Source organism: Novosphingobium resinovorum (assembly GCF_036352595.1).
GTDB lineage: Bacteria > Pseudomonadota > Alphaproteobacteria > Sphingomonadales > Sphingomonadaceae > Novosphingobium > Novosphingobium resinovorum_B.
Genome location: NZ_JAZFAX010000018.1, coordinates 106206 through 120912, shown reverse-complemented (window position 1 = coordinate 120912; position 14707 = coordinate 106206). Strand labels below are relative to the sequence as shown.

General features: G+C 66.8%; 16 protein-coding genes. 9 read left to right on the top strand and 7 right to left on the bottom strand.

What is annotated here, in order from left to right; genetic code table 11:
- Positions 1 to 254 precede the first annotated feature (254 nt).
- Entirely contained in the window at positions 255 to 656 is a 402-nt protein-coding gene (locus tag V2S85_RS17060) for a VOC family protein (RefSeq protein WP_330704042.1), read from the top strand.
- 51 nt (positions 657 to 707) lie between these two features.
- A complete protein-coding gene (locus tag V2S85_RS17055) occupies positions 708 to 1559 on the top strand; it encodes a dienelactone hydrolase family protein (protein ID WP_330704041.1) in 852 nt (283 codons plus the stop codon).
- A 121-nt stretch (positions 1560 to 1680) separates the two neighbouring features.
- On the opposite strand, the gene V2S85_RS17050 is transcribed toward V2S85_RS17055, so the two are convergent.
- The 3 genes from V2S85_RS17050 to V2S85_RS17040 are packed head-to-tail and all read right to left on the bottom strand — an operon-like array spanning position 1681 to position 3074.
- Positions 1681 to 1920: a hypothetical protein gene (locus V2S85_RS17050; RefSeq protein ID WP_330704040.1), complete on the bottom strand. Its 240-nt coding sequence runs from the start codon at positions 1918 to 1920 to the stop codon at positions 1681 to 1683.
- A 31-nt stretch (positions 1921 to 1951) separates the two neighbouring features.
- On the bottom strand, positions 1952 to 2155 hold the full coding sequence (locus V2S85_RS17045) for a toxin-antitoxin system HicB family antitoxin (RefSeq protein WP_330704039.1): 204 nt from the start codon (positions 2153 to 2155) through the stop codon (positions 1952 to 1954).
- A 7-nt stretch (positions 2156 to 2162) separates the two neighbouring features.
- Positions 2163 to 3074, bottom strand: a complete 912-nt coding sequence (locus V2S85_RS17040) for an SPFH domain-containing protein (RefSeq protein WP_330704038.1) — start codon at positions 3072 to 3074, stop codon at positions 2163 to 2165.
- 294 nt (positions 3075 to 3368) lie between these two features.
- Between V2S85_RS17040 and V2S85_RS17035 the strand changes: the two genes are divergently transcribed.
- The 3 genes from V2S85_RS17035 (at position 3369) to V2S85_RS17025 (ending at position 5194) form a co-directional block, all read left to right on the top strand.
- Positions 3369 to 3551, top strand: a complete 183-nt coding sequence (locus tag V2S85_RS17035; protein ID WP_330704037.1) for a YdcH family protein — start codon at positions 3369 to 3371, stop codon at positions 3549 to 3551.
- Between the two features lie 77 nt (positions 3552 to 3628).
- Positions 3629 to 4606, top strand: a complete 978-nt coding sequence (locus V2S85_RS17030; RefSeq protein WP_330704036.1) for a TerC family protein — start codon at positions 3629 to 3631, stop codon at positions 4604 to 4606.
- A 39-nt stretch (positions 4607 to 4645) separates the two neighbouring features.
- Positions 4646 to 5194: a pseudouridine synthase gene (locus V2S85_RS17025; RefSeq protein WP_330704035.1), complete on the top strand. Its 549-nt coding sequence runs from the start codon at positions 4646 to 4648 to the stop codon at positions 5192 to 5194.
- Between the two features lie 10 nt (positions 5195 to 5204).
- On the opposite strand, the gene V2S85_RS17020 is transcribed toward V2S85_RS17025, so the two are convergent.
- The 3 genes from V2S85_RS17020 to V2S85_RS17010 all read right to left on the bottom strand — a co-directional run bounded on the left by V2S85_RS17020 (position 5205) and on the right by V2S85_RS17010 (position 7313).
- Positions 5205 to 5408 carry a hypothetical protein gene (locus V2S85_RS17020; protein ID WP_330704034.1) on the bottom strand — a complete coding sequence of 68 codons (204 nt, stop codon included), beginning with the start codon at positions 5406 to 5408 and terminating at the stop codon, positions 5205 to 5207.
- Positions 5408 to 5584, bottom strand: coding sequence for a DUF4169 family protein (locus tag V2S85_RS17015; protein WP_330704033.1), 177 nt, complete (start codon positions 5582 to 5584; stop codon positions 5408 to 5410). Before V2S85_RS17015 ends, V2S85_RS17020 begins: the two co-directional genes overlap by 1 nt.
- 241 nt (positions 5585 to 5825) lie before the next feature.
- On the bottom strand, positions 5826 to 7313 hold the full coding sequence (locus tag V2S85_RS17010) for an ATP-binding protein (RefSeq protein WP_330704032.1): 1488 nt from the start codon (positions 7311 to 7313) through the stop codon (positions 5826 to 5828).
- Between the two features lie 363 nt (positions 7314 to 7676).
- Between V2S85_RS17010 and adh the strand changes: the two genes are divergently transcribed.
- From adh to V2S85_RS16990, 4 genes are all read left to right on the top strand, one after another.
- A complete protein-coding gene (adh, locus tag V2S85_RS17005; protein ID WP_330704031.1) occupies positions 7677 to 9197 on the top strand; it encodes an aldehyde dehydrogenase in 1521 nt (506 codons plus the stop codon).
- Between the two features lie 109 nt (positions 9198 to 9306).
- The gene (locus tag V2S85_RS17000) at positions 9307 to 9732 is read left to right on the top strand and encodes a DUF779 domain-containing protein (protein WP_330704030.1); all 426 of its coding nucleotides are present in this window, start codon (positions 9307 to 9309) and stop codon (positions 9730 to 9732) included.
- A 62-nt stretch (positions 9733 to 9794) separates the two neighbouring features.
- The gene (locus V2S85_RS16995) at positions 9795 to 10970 is read left to right on the top strand and encodes an FIST N-terminal domain-containing protein (protein WP_330704029.1); all 1176 of its coding nucleotides are present in this window, start codon (positions 9795 to 9797) and stop codon (positions 10968 to 10970) included.
- Positions 10971 to 11093: 123 nt separating this feature from the next.
- A complete protein-coding gene (locus V2S85_RS16990) occupies positions 11094 to 13298 on the top strand; it encodes a PAS-domain containing protein (RefSeq protein ID WP_330704028.1) in 2205 nt (734 codons plus the stop codon).
- A gap of 311 nt (positions 13299 to 13609) precedes the next feature.
- Here the strand turns inward: V2S85_RS16990 and bioB are convergent, their stop codons facing one another.
- Positions 13610 to 14668, bottom strand: a complete 1059-nt coding sequence (gene bioB / locus V2S85_RS16985; RefSeq protein ID WP_330704027.1) for a biotin synthase BioB — start codon at positions 14666 to 14668, stop codon at positions 13610 to 13612.
- Positions 14669 to 14707: the final 39 nt, after the last annotated feature.

The following is a 14707-nucleotide window of genomic DNA, read 5'->3' as shown; positions in this document are numbered from 1 at the left end:
GAACGGTTCGATCCGGCGCATCTGCGCTTCGGTCAGCATCAGCAGGTCGGTCATGGCAGCATTCCTCCTGCAACCTTGAATCAACCCTTCACGCCTCGTGCAACCAATTAATAGGTCCTGACCCTAGTTCGCTTCGCTCCCAAGCCTCCCGGCCCTCCCGCGAGCGGGAGGGCGAAGAACGATGCTCTCATTCCCCTCCCGCTTGCGGGCGAGGGCAGGGGTGGGTACTCCTTGTCCAACAAAGGGAGAGCACCATGCAGGTCAGCGGCATCGATCACGTCAACATCCTGACCGACGACCTCGAAGGCACCGCCACGTTCTACGAGCGGGTGCTGGTCCTGATCCGCAGCGAGAACCCCTCGATCCGCGCCGGGACCGCGGGCTACTGGATGCGCGACGGGGCAGGGCTGCCGATCATTCACCTCGTCGATCGCACCACCGCGCCGGGGCGCTACGACGATTACCTGCCGGGCGAATCGACCAACGGCTTCCATCACGTCGCCCTGCGCTGCAGCGGCTTCGAGGCGACCCGCGCGAGGCTGGACGAACTGGGCCTCGACTATCGGTTCAACGACCTGACGCACATCGGCCTCAGGCAACTGTTCCTTGCCGATCCCAATGCCGTGAACCTGGAACTCAACTTCAACGGCGATTGAGGTCGCGCGAAGCTCTGCTAGGCTGCCGGGAAAGCAGCGAAAGGCCAGCCCATGTGTGACGACTATACCGCCGACGACTTCAGCCGCTTGGACCGCCGCGCGTTCTCGGTGCTGGGTGCCGGACTTGCGCTGACCGGGTGCGGCGCAGTGGCGGCGGAGAGCGGCGGCGAACTGACCGAGCGCATGGTTTCGATCACCACGGCGGACGGTGTGTGCGATGCATTCTTCGTCCATCCGGGGAAAGGTAAGCATCCCGGTATCGTGATGTGGCCCGACATTGCGGGCCTGCGTGATGCCAAGAAGATCATGGCCCGTAACCTCGCCGCGCAGGGCTATGCGGTGCTGGTGGTGAACCCCTACTACCGCTCCGGACCGGCGCCGGTGATGAAGAGCTTCGCCGAGTACCGCACGCCCGAAGGTCAGGCGAAAGTCGGCCCGATGCGCGCGATGCTCACGCCCGAGGCGGTCACGCGCGATGCGACGGCCTACGTGGCGTTCCTCGACACGCAGGACGCGGTGGATACGAAGCGCGGGATCGGCAGCAACGGCTACTGCATGGGCGGGCCGTTCACCGTGCGCACGGCGGCGGCGGTGCCGGGGCGGGTGAAGGCGGCGGTGTCGCTCCACGGTGCGGGGCTGGTGAGCGAGGCGCCCGACAGTCCGCACCGGGTTCTGGGCAAGACGAAGGCCAGCTATGTGTTTGCCATCGCCCGCAATGACGACGCCAAGCAGCCCGAGGTGAAGACCGAACTGCGCAAGGCCGCCGATGCGGCGAAGCGTCCGGCCGAAGTGGAAGTCTATGCCGCCGACCACGGCTGGTGCGTGCCGGATTCGCCTGCCTACGATCCGGGCGAGGCGGACCGGGCGTGGAAGGCGATGGTGGCGGTTTTCGCGAAGTTGTAGGGCCCACCCCGTCCGGCTAGGTCCTTCGGACCAAGCCTCCCGGCCCTCCCGCAAGCGGGAGGGCTGATGCGGTTTTCTCCCCTCCCGCTTGCGGGAGGGGCTGGGGGGTGGGCCTTTCGCCTCAATCCCCGCCCCAGCGCCATTTCCAGCCGCCGTGCGTGTGGCGTGCGGCGATCACCATGAACACGCCCGTCACCAGCAGCACGCCGACAAACGACGCGGTCCGGGCGCCCAGCGTGCCGCCGGTCCCCGGCAGCGCGATCCCGACGATAATGGCGAGGTAGGCCGCCGGCAGCGCCCACCCCTGCCACGCGATCGGCAGCCCCGCGCCGTAGCCGTAGCGCTTTTGGGGGCGAACCACGGATCATTGTCGAACAGCTTGTGCAGCATGATCAGTCTCCATCCTTCGGCGGACGTCCGCGCCTTGCCGGTTCGCCCGCCTCGACCTTGACGCCGCGCCGGGCGAGGGCCTCGCGCAGCAGCACTTCGACTTCGGCGTTCACCGAGCGCAAGTCGGCCGCCGCCGCCCGCCCCAGCGCCGTGTAGAGCGCCGGATCGAGACGGAGCGCGAACGCCTTCTTGCCGGGAGACGCCATGGGGCCGTTACGAGTAGAGCGTGCCGGTATTGACGACGGGCTGGGTATCCCGCTCGCCGCAGAGCACGACCATCAGGTTCGAGACCATCGCCGCGCGGCGCTCGTCGTCGAGTTCGACCACGTTCTTTTCCGAGAGCTGTGCCAGCGCCATCTCGACCATCGACACCGCGCCCTCCACCAGCTTGCGCCGCGCGCCGATGACGGCCTCGGCCTGCTGGCGGCGCAGCATGGCCCCGGCGATCTCTGGCGCGTAGGCGAGGTGAGTGAGGCCGCACTCGTCCACCGTGATGCCCGCCACCTGCAGGCGGGCGATCAGTTCGGTGCGCAGTTCGGCATTCACTTGCTCGTGGCTCCCACGCAGGGTGATCTCGGCATCCTCGACGTCGTCATAGGCGTAGCGCGAGCCGATCGAGCGCACCGCCGCCTCGATCTGGACGTTCACGAAGGCCTTGTAGTCGTCCACGTCGTAAAGCGCCTGCGCGGTGTCGGCGACGCGCCAGACGACGTTGGTGGCGATCTCGATCGGGTTGCCGCGAAGGTCGTTCACCTTGAGCTTTTCCGAGACGACGTTGTTGGCGCGGGCCGAGATTTTCGTCTTGCCCATCCACGGCCAGACCCAGCGCAGGCCGGGGGTGCGATCGGTGCCCTTGTAGCTGCCGAACAGCGTGATCGCGGCGGCCTGGTTGGGCTGGATCATGTAGAAGCCGCTCAGGATCAGAACGTTCATGATCACCGCCGGGAGGATGAAGGCGAGGAAGCCCAGCACCGTGCCCGGTCCCGGATCGCCGCTGGCCAGCGTGACGACGCAGAACACGATCGCCACGAGCAGCACCAGGAATACTATGAGCATCAGGTAGCCGCTCCGGGTCGAGGCGATGCTCTCCCGGCTGGCGTTGATGGGCAGATGCGAATCGGACATCGGTGGCACCCCTCTAAAAGTGATATCACATTAATATCGGATTTTGAGGCAGAAGCAATCCTCCCCATCGCTGCGCGATAGGGAGGATCGATGGGTTGAACTCGGAGCGATTCGGTCGTATTAAAGCCTTTGCGGGCCGGGCCCCTCTGGCGCGGCGTGATCGGGAATTTCCCTCACGCCTCGTGATGTCGGACCGCATCGGGTGATACCGGTGCAGGTTCAGCATTGTTTTCTTACGCAACCCCAGCGCCGCTCATCCGATCGAACTTCAACCCGTTCGATAGGGATACGATAATGACCGAACGCATGTTCCGCCTGCTAGAGCTGCACCAGAAGCTCGACGCCGCGATCCGCCGCATGAAGACAGGCCGCCACGAGGACCCGCAGGAGGTCGCCCGGCTGATGAAACGGAAAACCAGGCTCAGGGACGGGATGGCGCGGCTGCTGCCGCCCGCGCGCGCACTCGCCAGCCTGTAACCCGCGCGCCGGCGCGCTTTCCTCCCCCGATCCTGCGCGCCGGCGCCTCCGTTTCCCCCTGAACAGGGCACGTCATCATGGAATTTCTCTTCGCCGACTGGCTGGGCACGCCCGCCTGGTTCTGGCTTTCGTTCGCGGCCGTCGTGCTGCTGCTCACCGCCTTCGACCTCGGCGTCCTGCACAAGGACGACAAGGAGATGGGCATCGCCGAATCGCTTAAACTGTCGGTGTTCTACATCGGCATCGCCATGATCTTCGGCGCGTGGATCTGGTGGGCCAAGGGCTCCGCGCCCGCGATCGACTACTACACGGGCTACTTCATCGAGAAGGCGCTCTCGATCGACAACGTCTTCGTCATATCGATGATCTTCGGTTACTTCGCGGTCGCGCCCAAGTACCAGTATCGCGCGCTCCTTTGGGGCATCCTTGCCGTCATCGTGCTGCGCGGCCTGATGATCGCGGGCGGTGCGGCGCTGGTCGCCCATGCCCACTGGGTCATGTACCTGTTCGCCGCCTTCCTGATCTTCACCGGGATCAAGATGCTGTTCACCAGCGACCATGACCCGGACATCGGCAACAACGCCGCGATCCGCTGGATCTCGCGCCACATGCGCGTGACCAAGCAGCACCACGCCGAGCACTTCTTCGTGAAGGAGGCCAACGCGAAGGGCCACCTCGTCTGGGCAGCGACGCCGCTGTTCCTGGCGCTGGTGGTGATCAACCTGGCCGACCTGGTCTTCGCGATCGATTCGGTGCCGGCGATTTTCTCGATCACGACCGACACCTTCATCGTCTACACCTCGAACATCATGGCGATCCTGGGCCTGCGCGCGCTCTACTTCGCGCTGGCGGCGATGGTGCATCGCTTCCACTACCTGAAGTATGCGCTGGCGCTGGTGCTGGTGTTCATCGGCGGCAAGATCCTGATCGCCGACTTCGCGCTGGGCGGCGCCAAGTTCCCGCCGCTCGCCAGCCTTGGCATCACGCTGGCGCTGATCGCGGGCGGCGTGGGCTGGTCGCTGTGGAAGACGCGGGGAGAGTCTGCCCACGGATGATGCGTGCGTCCTGCCGTGCCCTGGGCTAAGGGGCACGGCATGAGCCGCCTCATCCTTCTCAACAAACCCTATGACGTGCTGCCGCAGTTCACCGACCTGAAGTCGCCAACCCCGCGCCCCACGCTGTCGGACTTCGTGAAGGTGCCCGGCGTCTACCCTGCCGGGCGACTCGACCGCGACAGCGAGGGACTGGTGCTGCTGACCGACGATGGCCGCCTTCAGGCGCGCATCTCGAACCCGCGCTTCAAGGTCGCCAAGACCTACCTCGTGCAGGTGGAGGGAGAACCCGACGATGCCGCGCTGGAAGCACTGTGCAAGGGCGTGACGCTTAACGACGGGCCGACGCTGCCGGCACAGGCCCGCCGGATCGATTCGCCCGAGCTATGGCCGCGCAATCCCCCGGTGCGCTTTCGCAAGACCGTTGCCGACTGCTGGATCGAACTGACCTTGCGCGAAGGCCGCAACCGGCAGGTCCGGCGCATGACCGCGGCCGTCGGCCATCCCACGCTACGGCTGGTACGCTGGCGGATCGGAGAATGGTCGCTCGACGGCATCGCGCCGGGAGAGTGGCGCGAACTGGCCGTCTGATAACGGCAGATCAGCTTTCGAGCAGATCGACGTAGGCCACCACGTCGTTGTCGGTGGCGATGAACAGGCCGTCCTGCACATCCTCGCTCTGCAGCGAGGCTATACGCATCGCTTCGGACAGTGGGCCGTAGAACAACGTGTTGGCCGCGCCGCCCTCGGCCCCGCCGTCGAGGTGGTAGAGGCGCACGCTGGCGTCTTCATAGGTGGTGCGCATCAGTCCTCCCGTTTGGCCCTATCGAGGGCTCGCTCGATCCGCGCGACTTCGGCCTGCGAGGCGGATTTCTCAGCCTTGGAGCGGCCATGCCGGGCGCGGTTCCCTGCCGCCTCGGCCTTGGCGGCGGAGCGGGCCTTGGCCTTGCGGGCCATGCGCAGGTTGATGATCTCGGCCATGGGCGCGTCCTACACGGGTTCGGTGAGGCGCGATAGACCGGCGTTTCGAGAACGCTCCAAGTCGAGGAGAAATCCCTCCGTCACCCTGAACTCGTTTCAGGGTCCATGGAGCCGATAGCGCAGTGTTCTAATTCCTGAACCGCCAGCGCGGCTCTGTGGCTCACCGCTCCGGACAATGCGGCCCGATGGACCCTGAAACGAGTTCAGGGTGACGGAGGGAGGAGACCGGGGTGGTGAACGCTCAGGCCTCGACCGGCGAGGTTGTCACGCCGAGATCGGGCAGGCCGACCGAGCGCTTGCCAGAGAAGTCGGTGCGCACCACGATCAGCCCGTCCTTCTCCAGATAATCGAGCAGCCGCTGCACCCGGCGGGGCGAGCTGGTGCCGTAGATCCGCGCGAGGTCCATGTCGTCCGGGCAGGGCTTGCCCTCGATGGCGGCGCGGGCGATCACGTAGAAAGTCGCCAGCGCATCGTCGGGGACGTGCTTGGACAAGTTGATGAGGTCTTCCCAGCGGCCATCGTCGGGGTTCTCGATCCCCGCCAGCGCGGCAGCGAAGCCACGGCGGAACATCGTCGCGTCGAGGCCGCGCACCGAGATGCCCTTCATCCGGCAGCGAATGGTGAAGTCCTGGAACAGCGTGGTCGCGGACTGGAACGTGCAGTCCGGCTCCTCGGCCATCACGTTCATGATCTCGATCATCGCCGCGCGGGTTTCCTCGGCGCCCGGCTCGTTGCGCTCCCTTTCACGCTCGCGTTCGCGGGCCTGCGCGGTGGTGGGTTCGAGCAGTTCGGTCGCGGCGATGCGGCGGGCCAGCGTCTCGGCATCGTCGACGCGCGGCGCGGGGCGGTGGAATTCGGGACGCTCCGGCTCGACATGGAGATTGTCGTGCAGCAGTTCGCGCAGTTCCTCGGTGGTCGCGGTGGGCAGCGGGGCGAGGCCCGGCGTCACCGACTTCGCGCCGGTCCGCACGGTGCCGACGCTGACCGACACCGGCCGCCGCGCGATCGCAGGGCCAAGGCCCAGGAACTGCCCGCGCGCGAGGTCGCGGATCGTCTCGGCCTGCCGCCGCTCCATGCCGAGCAGGTCGGCGGCGCGGATCATGTCGATGTCGAGGAAGGTGCGGCCCATCAGGAAGTTGCTGGCCTCGGCCGCGACGTTCTTGGCCAGCTTGGCAAGGCGCTGGGTGGCGATCACGCCCGCCAGACCGCGCTTGCGGCCGCGGCACATCAGGTTGGTCATCGCCGCGAGGCTGACGCGGCGGGCTTCCTCCGAGACTTCACCGGCGGCAGCGGGGGCGAACATCTGCGCCTCGTCCACCACCACGAGCGCAGGATACCACTGCTCGCGCGGGGCATCGAACAGGGCGTTGAGGAACTGCGCGGCGCACTTCATCTGCTGGTCGATCTCCAGCTCGTCGAGCGCGAGGACAACCGAGGCGCGGTGCTGGCGGATGCGCGCGCCGAGGCGGGCGATCTCGGCCTCGCCATAGGCGGAGCCGTCGATGACGACGTGGCCGAACTGCTCGGCAAGGCTGACGAAGTCGCCCTCAGGGTCGATCACGACCTGCTGGACGATCCCGGCGCTCTCCTCGAGGATGCGGCGCAGCAGGTGCGACTTGCCGGACCCGGAATTGCCCTGCACCAGCAGGCGGGTCGCCAAGAGTTCCTTGATGTCGATCTCTACCGGCTCCCCGCGCTGGGCGGTGCCGATGACGATGTTCGCGCTCACGTCCGGGCTAGTGCCAAAGCGGGGGGCGGGGTGCAAGCGCGGCGGGGCGGTTATCCGGAAAGTTGCGTCCTGTGCCTTCGTGCGCTCACGCCGCCATCCCCGCGTCGTCACTCCAACGTCGTGACCCCACATTTCGTCATTGCGAGCGCAGCGAAGCAATCCAGGGCGGTTTGCGCTGCCCTGGATTGCTTCGCTGCGCTCGCAATGACGAAGGGAAAGGAGGAGATGGGCGGCAGCGAAAGGGGACGGGCCGATTCGCAGCACATCCCGCCTCTCATCGTCCCAAGGTACAATTGGCCCGGCCGCCCCATCGGCCCACATTGCCTGTCGAAACCCCGCGGGGGTCAGGTTCGGAGATTTGGGATGCTGGAACAGGCCATTGGCAAATTCTCGGGTGAGTCGCTCATCCGCGAGAAGTTCGACAACTTCATCGGCGGCAAGTGGGTCGCCCCGGTCAAGGGTCAGTACTTCGACAATATCTCGCCGGTGACCGGGCAGGTCGTGTGCCAGGTGGCGCGCGGCACCGCCGAGGACATCGAACTGGCGCTCGACGCCGGGCATGCCGCCAAGGACGCATGGGGCAAGGCCTCGCCGACCGAGCGCGCCAACACGCTGCTCAAGGTCGCCGATCGTCTGGAGGCCAACCTCGACAAGCTGGCGCTGGCCGAGACGATCGACAACGGCAAGCCGATCCGCGAGACGACCGCCGCCGACATCCCGCTGGCGATCGACCACTTCCGCTACTTCGCATCGTGCCTGCGCGCGCAGGAAGGCTCGATCGCCGAGATCGACCACGACACCATCGCCTATCACTTCCACGAACCGCTGGGCGTGGTCGGCCAGATCATCCCGTGGAACTTCCCGATCCTGATGGCCGCGTGGAAGCTGGCCCCGGCGCTGGCGGCGGGCAACTGCGTGGTGCTCAAGCCCGCCGAGCAGACGCCGATGTCGATCCTGGTGCTGGCCGAAGTGATCGCCGATCTGCTGCCGCCCGGCGTGCTCAACATCGTCAACGGCTTCGGCATCGAAGCGGGCAAGCCGCTGGCGCAGAACAAGCGCATCGCCAAGATCGCCTTCACCGGCGAGACGACGACCGGCCGCCTCATCATGCAGTATGCGTCGGAGAACCTGATCCCCTGCACGCTGGAACTGGGCGGCAAGAGCCCCAACATCTTCTTCGCCGATGTGATGGATCACGACGACGACTTCCTCGACAAGGCGCTCGAAGGCTTCACCATGTTCGCGCTCAACCAGGGCGAGGTCTGCACTTGCCCGAGCCGCGCGCTGGTGCATGAATCGATCTACGACCGCTTCATCGAAAAGGCGATCGCCCGGGTCGAGGCGATCAAGCTGGGGAGCCCGCTGGATGCGGCGACGATGATCGGTGCGCAGGCCTCCAACGACCAGCTGGAGAAGATCCTCAGCTACATCCAGATCGGCAAGGACGAAGGTGCGAAGGTCCTGACCGGCGGCGAGCGCGCCTCGCATGACGGCGAGCTGGCGCAGGGCTACTACGTGCAGCCGACCGTGCTGGAAGGCCACAACAAGATGCGCGTGTTCCAGGAGGAGATCTTTGGCCCGGTCCTTGCCGTGACCAAGTTCTCGACCGACGAGGAGGCGCTGGAGATCGCCAACGACACGCTCTACGGCCTCGGCGCCGGGGTGTGGACACGCGACGGAACCCGGGCCTACCGCATCGGCCGCGGCATTCAGGCCGGGCGCGTGTGGACCAACTGCTACCACGCCTACCCCGCCCACGCGGCGTTCGGCGGCTACAAGCAGTCGGGGATCGGTCGTGAGAACCACAAGATGATGCTTGATCACTACCAGCAGACCAAGAACCTGCTCGTCAGCTACAGCCCGAAGAAGCTCGGCTTCTTCTGATCGTGGCGGGTTCGCCAAGAGCTCTCAACCCGGCGTCCCGCCACCATAACGGCGCCGGATACCTCGAAACGGCGGATGGCCCCCACGCCATCCGCCGCTTTTCGGCGTCATGAGCCTCCCGGCCCGCATCCTCGCCACTCCGGCGGCGGAGGAATGGATCGAGCGCCTGCGCGCCATCCACGGCCCGCTGATGTTCCACCAGTCGGGCGGCTGCTGCGACGGTTCCGCGCCGATGTGCTTCACCGAGGGCGAGTTCCGCGTCGGTGCGCAGGACGTGCTGCTCGGCTCGCTCATCGGCAACACCCGCGTATGGATCGGCGCGGCGCAGTTCGAGTACTGGCGCCACACCCAGGTCACCATCGACGTAGTGCCCGGACGCGGCTCTGGCATGAGCCTGGAGGCGCCCGAGGGCGTGCGCTTCATCGTGCGCAGCCGCATCTTCACCGATGAGGAGAACGCGGCGCTCGAAGCGGCAGGTGACCCACTGCGGGGCGACCTCGTCAATGCGCTTGGCGGTGGGGGCGGTTCGGCCTAGACTTTCGCGCTTGGGTCACGGACCGCACCGAAGAGGGCGGCCGGAAGGAGAGGGACATGCGAATGGCAGCACAGATTCACGATGGTGACCGCCCGCTGGTGGCCTGCGCCTCGCATGCGAAGGACCCGGCTGATGCCGTCGCGGAACTGGTCGAGGCGATAGGCGGCGTGGAACTGGCAGGCGCGCTGCTGTTCTGCTCGCACCGCTACCCGCGCGAGGAACTGGCGCGCGTGCTCACCGCAAGGCTGCCGGGGGTGCCGCTGATCGGCTGCACCAGCGCGGGCGAACTCACCAGCCGGGGCTACGACACCGACAGCCTGCTGCTGATCGGCTTTCCCGCTGCCGGCTTTTCGATGGCTTCGCTGCGGTTCGAAGATCTCGACAATTTCGACCCGGTGACCGCGCAGGGCGCCATCCGCCAGCTCGTCGCGGGGGCGCGGTTGGATCACGGCGCGGCGGAGGATCTGCATCAGGTGGCGCTGTTCTTCGTGGACGGCCTGTCGCACCGCGAGGAACTGCTGACGATGACCGCGCAGCACGCGCTGGGCGACGTCCAGCTGATCGGCGGCTCCAGCGGCGACGGCCTCTCGTTCCGCGAGACGGCGGTGCTGCACGAAGGGCGCTTCCACTCCGACGCGGCGGTGATCGCGGTGCTGACCAGCCGCCGCCCGATGCACGTGTTCTGCGCCAATCACTACCGCCCCGGCCCGGCCAAGATGGTCATCACCGAAGCGGACCCGGAAACCCGCACCGTCTACGAAATCAACGCCGCCCCCGCCGCCGAGGAGTACCTGCGGTTGTCGGGCTCTCCGGGCGAGGAACTCGACGTCCACTTCTTCGCCGCCCATCCGCCGATGGTGCGCACCGGCGGCCAGTTCCATGTCCGCTCGGTGCAGAGCGCGAACCCCGACGGTTCGCTGACCTTCTACTGCGCGATCGACACCGGCGTCGTCCTGACCATCGGCGAGCCGGTGGACCGGCTGACCTGGATGCGCGAGCTGTTCCAGTCGGTCTCGCGCAAGGTGGGGGAGATCGACCATATCATCGGCTTCGATTGCGTGCTCAACCGGCTGGATGCCGAGGACCGGCAGATCCTGCGCGAAGTCTCGGACATCTATGTCGAGAATAACGTGCTGGGGTTCAGCACGTATGGCGAGCAGTTCCTCGCCGCGCACATGAACCAGACCTTCAGCGGGCTGGCGATCGGGCGGGCGGTGGATGAACCGGCACGGCCATGACGATGCCTTGCCCTTTCGTTCGTCATTGCGAGCGCAGCGAAGCAATCCAGGGCGGTTTGCGCGGCCCTGGATTGCTTCGCTGCGCTCGCAATGACGAAGGGGGTGTGTGGTTATGGAGTGGCCATGGCCCTGACTGATCCCGAAACCCGCGACACCGAAACCGCCCGCCTGCGCGCCCGCATCGCGCAGCTGGAGAAGATCAACGCCGCGCTGATGGACCGCGTGGAACGCTCCACCGACATGCAGGGCGGGGCGTTCTCGATGTTCGAGACGGCGATCTCGCTCGACGCCATGGTGCGCGACCGTACTGGCGCGCTGGAAGTCGCGCTGGAGCGGCTCAACACCGTCAATGCGCAGCTCGCCGCCGCTCATGGCGACGCCACCGCCGCCCGCGTGATGCTGCGCGATGCCATCGAGTCCTTGTCGGACGGCTTCGCACTGTTCGATGCGGAAGACCGCATGGTCCTGTGCAACCGCGCTTACCTGAAGATCTTCCCCAATTTCGAAGGCGTGCAGGGCGATGCGCCCGAATTCGCCGAACTCGCCAGCCGCCTCGCGCAGACCGGCGCCACCATGGGCTCGCGCATGGCCCCCGAGCGCTGGCTCAAGGACCGCATGGCGCAGCATCAGCGAGCGCAGGGCGCGCACGTGCAGGCGCTGGCCGATGGCCGCTGGATCCAGATCAACGAGCTGCGCACGACCGAGGGCGGCACCGTCGGCATCTATACCGACATCACCACGGTGAAGGCCGAGGACGCCCGCCAGCGCGCCCGCGAACTGGCCGAACGCAACCTGGCGTTGCAGGCGACGCTGGACACGCTCTCCGAAGGCGTCTGCCTGTTCGATGCCCGGCGCCAGTTGCAGGCCTGGAACGAGGGCGTGTTGCTGGTGCTGTCGCTGACCGAGGAAAGTCCGCGCATCGATTCGCACGAGGCGCTGTCGCGCTGGTGCGTCGGCCAGCTGGGGTTGGACCGGGTCGAGGCGCTCGACTGGCGCGAGGGCGGCGGTGCGCGCGTGGCCACCAACTGTGTGATGGGTCGGCGTCACTTCACCGTACGCTCGGTGCCGCTCAAGAATGGCGGCATGGTCTTCACCTTCGACGACGTGACCGACCACGTCCAGTTCGAACGCTCGCTGACCGAGACCGCCGAGACGCTGGAGCGCCGCGTCACCGAGCGCACCGCTGAACTGGTCGAGGTGAACCGCCAGCTCGTCGAGGCGAAGAACGAGGCGGAGACGGCCAACCGCTCCAAGACCAGCTTCATCGCCGCCGCCAGCCACGATCTGCTTCAGCCGCTCAACGCCGCGCGGCTGTTCGTCTCCGCCATGGACGGTCATCCGATGCCCGATAGGCCGCGCTCGCTGGCGCATCAGGCCTCGACAGCGCTCGATTCGGTGGAGGATCTGCTCGAGGCTCTGTTCGAGATTTCGCGGCTCGACGCGGGCGCGATCCAGGCGGAGTTCGCGGATATCCCGCTCGGTGCGATCCTGTCGGCGCTGCGGGTCGAGTTCGCGCCGCTGGCGATCGCCGGCGGGCTCGACTTCGCGGTGCCGGACACCCTGCTGTGGGTGCGCTCCGACCCGCGCCTGCTGCGCCGGGTGCTGCAGAACTTCGTGTCCAACGCGATCCGCTATACCGAGCACGGCAGCGTCACCGTAGAGGTCGCGGAGCGGGCGGCGGAGGTGGTGGTGAGGGTGCGCGACACCGGGCCGGGCATCGCCGAGGCCGACCGAGAGGAGATCTTCGAGGAGTTTCGCCGCGTCGGCAAGACGCAAAAGATCCCCGGCAAAGGGCTGGGCCTCGCCATCGTCCGGCGCGTCACGACGATGCTGGGCCATGCGATCGACCTCGATACGGCGCCGGGAGCGGGGGCGGCGTTCTCGATCCGCCTGCCGCGCGTCGCCGCGGTCGCCTCTGCGGTGGAGCCCGGCGCCGGGCCGGTCGCGTCGCGTGCCGGGGCGGGCGGGACGGTGCTGGTGGTGGACAATGACCCGGGCATCCTCGCCGGGATGGAGGCGCTGCTGGAGAACTGGGGGCTAGAGGTGGTGACGGCCAACGATCCCTCTGACGCCTCGGCGCTCGCTGCGCTGGAGCAGGGGCCGGCCATGCTGATCGTCGATTATCACCTTGACGACAGGCTGACGGGCGACGCTGCGGTGGCGATGCTGCGGGCAAGGGCAGGGCGGCCGATCCCGGCGATGGTCATCACCGCAGATCGCAGTCCGGAGACCAAGGCCCAGCTCGCACGGTTGTCGCTGCCGGTGCTGAACAAGCCGGTCAAGCCCGCGCAATTGCGCGCGCTGCTGCGCCAGATGGATGTGCTCTAGGGCTTTACTTTAGTCAGTCGGAGCGCCTCGCCCGGCGCAAATGTGGCCTATCGTGATCGCGAGGAATTTGTCCGTACCGACTAGGCTCGGCCGCGTGGTCCATGCGGATAGGCTGTCGTATCCTATGCAGAGATGGTCCGGCGCCCGCCTGGAGAGGTATCAGCCCTGACACTGAAAATGCCCAGCTGCTCGAAGCGAGCTTGGGCACGTCCGCGCGCTTATGGCTCAACATGCAATCCGCCTACGACCTTCACCGGGCCGAGCAAGTGCACGGCGAGACGGTGAAGCGTGAGGTGATTGCCGCGTAAACATCACTCGGCAGCCGCCAGCTTCGCGCAGCCCTTGGGCATGCGCTGGGCTTCGACTTGCGCGGGCGTCAGTTCGATGGCCATCGGCTTGAGGCCAAGGCGCGCGAACATCGCCAGGTCGTTGTCGTCGCCCGCGTTGGGCGCGGTCAGCAGCTTGTCGCCGGTGAAGATCGAGTTTGCACCCGCCAGGAAACACATCGCCTGCGTCATTTCCGACATCGACTCGCGCCCCGCCGAGAGGCGCACCATCGAGCCCGGCATGGTGATGCGCGCCACCGCGACGGTGCGCACGAACTCCACGTCGTCGATCTTCGCGAGCGGGGTGTCGGCCAGCATGTCGCCCAGCACGGTGCCCTTCACCGGCACCAGCGCGTTCACCGGCACCGACTGCGGATGTTCCGGCAACGTCGCGAGCGTGTGAACGAAGCCCACGCGATCGGCCCGCGTTTCGCCCATGCCGACGATGCCGCCCGAGCATACGTTGATGCCCGCCATGCGCACGTTCGACAGCGTATCGAGGCGGTCGTCCATCGTGCGCGTAGTGATGACCTGATCGTAGCGCTCGGGCGAGGTGTCGATGTTGTGGTTGTAATAGTCGAGGCCCGCCTCGCTCAGCATGTCGGCCTGTTCAGGCGTCAGCATGCCCAGCGTCATGCAGGTTTCCATGCCCATCGCGCGCACGCCCTTCACCATCTCGATGATGGCGGGCATGTCGCGGTCCTTGGGGTTGCGCCAGGCGGCGCCCATGCAGAAGCGGGTCGAGCCCTGATCCGCCGCCTGCGCCGCGCGCTGCAGCACGGCCTGTACTTCCATCAGCTTGGTCGCCTTGACGCCGCTGTTGGCCGAGACCGACTGCGAGCAGTAACCGCAATCCTCCACGCACCCGCCGGTCTTGATCGAGAGCAGCGTGGAAAGCTGCACTTCGTCGGCCTTGTGGCTGGCCCGGTGGACCTCGGCGGCGCGGAAGACCAGCTCGGTGAACGGCAGGTCGAACAGCGCCGCGATCTCCTCGCGGGTCCAGTCGTTACGAGGAGTGGTGGAGAACGGCGATCCCTGCGGCATTTCTGGTACTCTCCCAATGTGTCCGGCCGTCAAAGGCAA